We start from the raw sequence: 6,467 nt of genomic DNA, 5'->3' as shown, positions 1-6,467 counted from the left end.
ATTGTTTTTCACTTAGGAAGAAGTCCACTTTTACGCCCACAAACCCCATGCTCTTTAACCAGGCAAACTCCTCCATTCGGTTCTCGTGGGTTTTCATGCGATCCATGGGGGTTGCAGTAATCCACTTAAACATTCCTGAGTTGTACCAAATCAACGGTTTTACTCCTTTCGAAAGGGCGTATTTTGCAGCATCTTCCACATCCCCTCCATTGGCCATTGCATCCCATTCCCAGTCGAATAGTGTGTAAGGCCAGTCCATTGCGGCAGCTAAATCGGTGAATTCTTTTACTGTCTGATAATCGCGGGTTCCGTGGTTGTCCGACCAATAATTCCACGAAACCAGGCCGGGCTTTATCCAATCGGTGTCCGTGATGACCGACGGTGTTGAAACATCTTCAACTAAGGTGGATTCTACAATGTCTGACAAATTTCCTAAAATGATGACCCGCCAGGGCGATTTCCATGGAAGTGATATGGTTGGTAATGCTTCTCCTTCTCCTTCATGGGGCTCCGGAAGAGTCACTTTGTAAGCCGATTGTTCTCCCTGGTTGCTGAGTTTTGTGGCACAATAGTTTCTGTTTACATCGGCTTCATGTATCAGGTACCAGTAAGAGCTATCCTGAGATTGGAACAATGCCGGGTAACTCCAGTTTTGCCGGGTGGTGGCATCGCTCATTTTGGCATAAAGATTCTCATTTGAAAGGTCAAATTTTTGCAACCATCGCAGGGTGCTGTCCGGAATAACATAAGAAGTTAACTCATCCGTTACAGTGAAAGTTCCTTTTTTTTCCGGGAATTCATATCTGAATGTTAATCCATCGTTGTACACGCGGATTATGACATTCATTTTTGCTTTGTTGGAGTTTTCGAAGGATATCACCCGCTCGTTTGCAGCGTTTCTCCGTTGCGAACGCTTGCCATGCAGGGATGTGTATTGCTCATTGATTAAATTTGTTTTTCCGGCTTTCAGAAACTTAAGATTTTTGGAGAAATCCTGATCGCTTCGGGATATTCCCAGATTTATTTTTGGAATTATTTCGGAAGCCTGGTTTTTTTCTCCGGAATATACTTTTAGGAACCAATCTCCGGGGGATTCATTATTCGTCTTTAAGAGTTCAACTCTGATTTTGGTATTTGGTGATACCACATCCACACTTTGAGCCGATGATAAAACAGGAATCAGCGAAAAAAGAATTATTGACAGGATTTGTTTCATGACTATTTGGCGTTATTGCTCTTTATATTTTCAGTTTTTCTAATTGATAAAATTAATCGGTTAATTATGGTTGAGGTGTCAATTTGGGATATTTGATTTTTGAATTCAGATAAAATACATCCCGGGTGATAAAAAATGAGTTGCAGATAGTTGGACATCGGAAGAGATTATTTGTGAATAATGCAGGTTCAGTGTATCTGGTTATGCCCGTGATTTCAGTATTCTGCTGCGATATCCGTATCTTGCGACGACCAAAAAGCAGATAAGAGGCAGTATGAAGGATAGGTTTACAGCCGGATAGCCTCCGATGCTTCCTATGTCAATAATACTTCCCTGAATGGGGGGCATCAGAGCTCCACCTACAATGGCCATCACAAGACCAGCGGAGCCCATCGTAGCGTCTTCTCCAATTCCTTTTAAGGCAATACCATAAATTGTGGGAAACATAAGAGACATGAACGCAGATGTGGCGACAAGACAATAGAGGCCGGGCATTCCCTGTATCAGTATGGTGCCCGCTGTGGTTGCCATTCCTCCAATCGCGAAAATGGTCAGGAGTTTATTTGGATTAATATATTTCATCAGAAAAGTGCTGATGAAACGACTGGAAAGGAACATCACCATAGCGGCAATATTATATTTCTGGGCAGTTGCTTTGTCGATGCCCAGATTGTCTGCATAGTGAATTATGAATGTCCAGCACATAATTTGGGCTGCAACATAAAACAGCTGCGCAATTACACCTTCTCTATACACCTTGTTTTTGAGAAGGCGCTTTATTGGTTCTTTAACCTTTATTTTTCGTTCTGTTCGTTCCCAAACCGGCATATTGTAGAAGTAAATCACAATAAACATCAGGATAACCACCCCGCCTAACAATAAATATGGATTCCGGATGATTGCCAAATCCTGTGTTCTTATGGCCATTTTTTCGATTTGGGAATATGTTGAAAAGAGTAAGTCTCCTGAATCGTTTCTAATATCTGACTTCAGAGACGCCAGGATGTATTTGGTAGCCACAAACATTCCAAGGAGCGAACCAATGGGGTTGAATGCCTGAGCCAGATTTAAACGACGGGTTGCCGTTTCTTCTTTTCCCATGGCCAGGATGTATGGATTTGCCGTAGTTTCAAGAAACGCAAGACCAAAAGTAAGGATGTACAACGACACTAAAAAGAAACCGAATAATTCGAACTTTGCTGCAGGATAAAACAATAATGCTCCAAGCGCATAAAAGGCAAGTCCTAAAAGAATGCCTTTTTTGTAACTGAATTTTTTGATAAATAGGGCGGCTGGAATGGCCATTGTTGCATACCCACCATAAAATGCAAATTGTACCAATGCAGCTTTGGCATTTGATATTTCCATTAGGGTAGCGAATGCGGCAACCAGCGGATTTGTGATGTCATTCGCAAAGCCCCAGAGGGCAAACAGGCTGGTAACCAAAATAAAAGAGACCAGATATTTTTTCTCAACTACGGGTGATTTCTGTTTCATTGGTATAAAATTTGATTTTTAAGGCCTGACAAACCCCGCATCAAGGAATTTATAAATGCTCTTTTGCAAAAATCCTTGAAATACTCGTTTCTTAAGTCAGTTAAACTGAACCAATATTTTTAAGGTTTTTCCGGGGTTCGACCCCCATTCCTTCATTGCTTCCGGGGCGTTTTGCGCTTCCACTATTTTAGAAACAAGATGTTTATCAATTGAGTGGCTGTTTTTCAGGAATTTTATGACTGCTTCGAAATCTTCAGGGTTGGCATTTCTGGAACCTCTGATTTCTAACTCTTTTTGCACCCATAATTTGCTTGGCGAAACAATGTCATCTTTGGAATATCCAATACACACCACTCGTCCGGCAAACCCAACTTCTTCAATTGCTGCTCTATAGGATGTTGGGTTCCCGGCGGCTTCTACCACCACGGATGGACCGTTCCCGTCAGTGATTTCCGTTAGTTCGTCATGCAAATTTTGCGTTTTTGAATTAATCCGGAAATCAGCACCCAGTATTTTTGCAATTTCCAGCTTTGAATCATCAACATCGACGGCAATTACGGTTGCCCCCCGCAAATGTGCTCGTAAAATGGCTCCGCTGCCAATCATTCCGCAACCAAATATAACAACAGTATCCATATCGGAAACACTGATATTGTCAATTGCATGAAATCCGACAGTTAATGGTTCAACCAATGCAAGTTGAATACTGGAAAGATCCTGTTCAATAATTACCTTTTGCCAGGGTACTGAGATGTATTCAGCCATGGCTCCGTCTCGTTGAACACCAAGGGTTTCGTTGTAACGACACGCATTGTATTTTTTTTGTTTACAGGATGAACAATGGCCACAATTGGTATAGGGAACTACGGTCGCAGTCTGACCTGATTTAAACATATCAGGGACACTATTCCCAATTGTTTCAATCACTGCTGAAATTTCGTGCCCCGGTATTCTTGGATAACTTACCAGTGGGTTTTTTCCCAGATAGGTGCTTAAATCGGAACCGCAGAAACCGACATACTTAATTTTCAGCAAAATTTCTCCTTCTCCCGGTTCTGGTTTCTCCCGCTCTGTCATTTGCATAACTCCGGGTTTCAGTATTTCTATTGCACGCATAAGTGTATTTTCTTAAAGATTGTATATCAATTTGGCATTTCCGCCTAAGATCTGTTCCTGTTCAGGATTGCTTAATCCGGAAATCCATTTTTTTACCAGTTCCAGCCATCTTGAGTAATTGGTGGCTACCAGGCATACAGGCCAATCAGAGCCAAAAAGCAGTCGTCCCGGCCCAAAAGCTTCTAATATTACATCGAAGTAGGGTTTTAACTGCTCTTCGGTCCAGGTCTTAAAGTCAGCCTCGGTAACCATTCCGCTTACCTTGCAGCTCACATTTTCACGGCGGGCCAGTTCTTTGATGTACTTTTCCCAAACCTGAATCTCATTCTTTTTGATTTCTGGTTTAGCAATATGATCCAGAATAAATGGCTGGTCGGGATGTTGGTCAGCAAATCGGATGGTGTTTTCTAATTGATGTCCCATTATCAGGATGTCGTAAGTGAGGCCATGTTTATTTAATTGTGAAATTCCGTCATTAAAATTCCTGTTTAAAATAAACTGAGGATCCGGTTCTCCCTGAATAACATGACGAACCCCTTTCAATAAATCATTATCCTTTAAACGATTGAGTATTTCAGGCAGGTTTTTGTTGGTAAGAGGAACCCAGCCAACTACACCTTTTATGAAATCATTCTCTGAGGCGAGTTGTAAAAGCCATTCTGTCTCTTCCAAAGATTGTCTTGCCTGTACCGACACAACTCCTTCAACCTCTGTCCCGGCAAGGGCGGTTTGTAAATCTTTCGGTGAAAAAGACTTTCTGATGGATCTCATATCGTCATTAATCCAGTCGAATTCTTCCGGGTTATAATTCCAGAAATGTTGGTGTGAATCAATAATCATAATTTGAACCTTTAATACTCTTATTGTCTAACTTGTTGCTGATTCCAATGCGAATAATTTTTAATTCATTGCTCGGGAAATTAGGGAAGAGGGATGTGTTTTTCTATTACTCCTTCTTGCTTTAGTGTTTCCCAAAAAGCTTTTGGAAATTCCTTTCCCAGTATTTCCTTATTGCGTGATATTCTTTGAGGTTTACTTGGATTCAGGGCTACTGCGGTGATTTCGGGCACAGAGAGAGCAAATTTCAGACAAGCATCTCCCGGGGGGATTTGGAATCGGTCACAGATATCAAAAAATTTGTCACGCCATTCGAACAGGGGGAGATCAACAGGGTTCGCTCTGTCAGGAATTCTGTAATCGAAATAATCTCCTCCTGTTAAAAATCCGGCATTGAAAACAGCAGAGTTGATGATTTTTACATCGTTACGATGGAGTCTCTCCATAAACTCTAAAACATCTTTTGAATGACTGAATATGGTGAATTTATTGGCCAGCATTACCCAATCAAAAGCAACCTGTTCATAGAGTTCTTTTATTACTTGCCAGTCTTTCGCCCCAATACCAACGGCTTTCACTTCTCCTTTGGATTTTAATTCAAACAGAGCCTGATAGGCATCCAGAATATCATTTTTCCGTTTTTGCCTGTCATTCTGGTCAGATGCTGCCATTAAATATTCATCCGGATCATGCACTGAAACTAATTCGGGTTTATAATTTTCGCCCAGCAGTTCGCATCCTTGCTGCCAGCATTTCAATATGCCTTCATAGCTTATCATTTGAACAGCATCATGCTCCAGATTGGCCCATACCCCGGGTTCAAAAGTGGGTTCCGATGACTTTAGGGGTGTCCGGTACCATCCGAGTTTGTTGCTTATGGCAACTTGTTTGGGTTCGATGCCCAATTGAGTCAATCCTTTGCCAATTACCTCCAATGCCAGACCAGCTCCGTATTTTCCGGCAGTATCAATCATAACAGGAGTATCTGAGACCTTGAACCATTCCTGCATGATCCTTGTTTTTTCCGTGATTGTCAGTTCCCTGTAAAGATTTCCCAGAAAACTGGTTCCGTAAACAATTTTGGGAATTTTTATTGCTGCGTTTTCTACCTGTTTTGTTCTCTTCATTTATTTTTTCTTTCGCCGGTTCTGATATTTTTTCTGTTTGAACTGATTTTTAAGTGTCGGATTATATGGGAGGGTGTTTTAAACTTAATATGCTGTATTTTACAATGTTATTGTATTTTAAATTTCAATACAAATCGAGAAATATAGATAATTCTATGCAATACTTTGCGCAAAGCTTTGCGGACGTAAAAGTATGTTGTAAAACATGAGTTGTTAAATTGTTTTACACTGGTTTCCGGTCAACGAAAATGAACTCCCAACGCCCCGCATAAAACCTATTGAACAGGGGAGTTTCGAGCTGCGTCATAGATTCTTTTTTCATGAAATAAATTCCCCGGACACTCGTGATTTGTTATATTTGTCAAAGTCTGCATTTTTCTCAAAAGATAAAACGCTTTTTTGTTGATTGTCAGGAGCAAAGCAGGTGGTTTTTAATTGGTGTAACAGTCATGCAAAAGGAAATTTTTTATTTCCTGAAAATATGGATGTATGGGCAAAAAGTATGTTTCTTTAAAAGACCTGGCTGATGAATTGAATGTTTCTGCTTCAACCGTCTCCCGGGCGTTGAAGGATCATCCTGATATTAGTTTGGAGATGCGTCAAAAGGTTAAGCGATTGGCCGAATTAAGGCAGTATTCTCCCAATCCCCTTGCGATGGGACTTTTAAAGCAGGA

General features: G+C 41.1%; 6 protein-coding genes. 1 reads left to right on the top strand and 5 read right to left on the bottom strand.

Annotated features, from left to right (window positions below; translation table 11 throughout):
• The 5 genes from QZZ43_RS13895 to QZZ43_RS13875 all read right to left on the bottom strand — a co-directional run.
• A partial coding sequence (locus tag QZZ43_RS13895; RefSeq protein WP_291860545.1) for a glycoside hydrolase family 97 N-terminal domain-containing protein occupies positions 1-1,216 on the bottom strand: 1,216 nt, incomplete at its 3' end.
• Positions 1,217-1,417: 201 nt separating this feature from the next.
• Positions 1,418-2,713: an L-fucose:H+ symporter permease gene (gene fucP, locus QZZ43_RS13890; protein ID WP_291860543.1), complete on the bottom strand. Its 1,296-nt coding sequence runs from the start codon at positions 2,711-2,713 to the stop codon at positions 1,418-1,420.
• 96 nt (positions 2,714-2,809) lie between these two features.
• Positions 2,810-3,829, bottom strand: coding sequence for a zinc-binding alcohol dehydrogenase family protein (locus QZZ43_RS13885; protein ID WP_291860541.1), 1,020 nt, complete (start codon positions 3,827-3,829; stop codon positions 2,810-2,812).
• A gap of 12 nt (positions 3,830-3,841) precedes the next feature.
• On the bottom strand, positions 3,842-4,669 hold the full coding sequence (locus QZZ43_RS13880; RefSeq protein ID WP_291860538.1) for an amidohydrolase: 828 nt from the start codon (positions 4,667-4,669) through the stop codon (positions 3,842-3,844).
• Positions 4,670-4,749: 80 nt separating this feature from the next.
• Positions 4,750-5,793 carry an aldo/keto reductase gene (locus tag QZZ43_RS13875; protein ID WP_291860535.1) on the bottom strand — a complete coding sequence of 348 codons (1,044 nt, stop codon included), beginning with the start codon at positions 5,791-5,793 and terminating at the stop codon, positions 4,750-4,752.
• Positions 5,794-6,282: 489 nt separating this feature from the next.
• Between QZZ43_RS13875 and QZZ43_RS13870 the strand changes: the two genes are divergently transcribed.
• Positions 6,283-6,467: helix-turn-helix domain-containing protein (locus QZZ43_RS13870; protein WP_291860532.1), on the top strand; the 185-nt coding region annotated here is incomplete at its 3' end.

The organism is Marinilabilia sp. (genome assembly GCF_016278715.1).
GTDB lineage: Bacteria > Bacteroidota > Bacteroidia > Bacteroidales > Marinilabiliaceae > Marinilabilia.
The sequence above is the reverse complement of the archived record's forward strand: the minus strand, read 5'-3'. Positions and strand labels throughout refer to the sequence as shown.

Excerpts from the sequence above, each read along its gene's own strand:
- fucP (WP_291860543.1), bottom strand. The coding sequence starts at position 2,713 with ATGAAACAGAAATCACCCGTAGTTGAGAAAAAATATCTGGTCTCTTTT.
- QZZ43_RS13885 (WP_291860541.1), bottom strand. The coding sequence starts at position 3,829 with ATGCGTGCAATAGAAATACTGAAACCCGGAGTTATGCAAATGACAGAG.
- QZZ43_RS13880 (WP_291860538.1), bottom strand. The coding sequence starts at position 4,669 with ATGATTATTGATTCACACCAACATTTCTGGAATTATAACCCGGAAGAA.
- QZZ43_RS13875 (WP_291860535.1), bottom strand. The coding sequence starts at position 5,793 with ATGAAGAGAACAAAACAGGTAGAAAACGCAGCAATAAAAATTCCCAAA.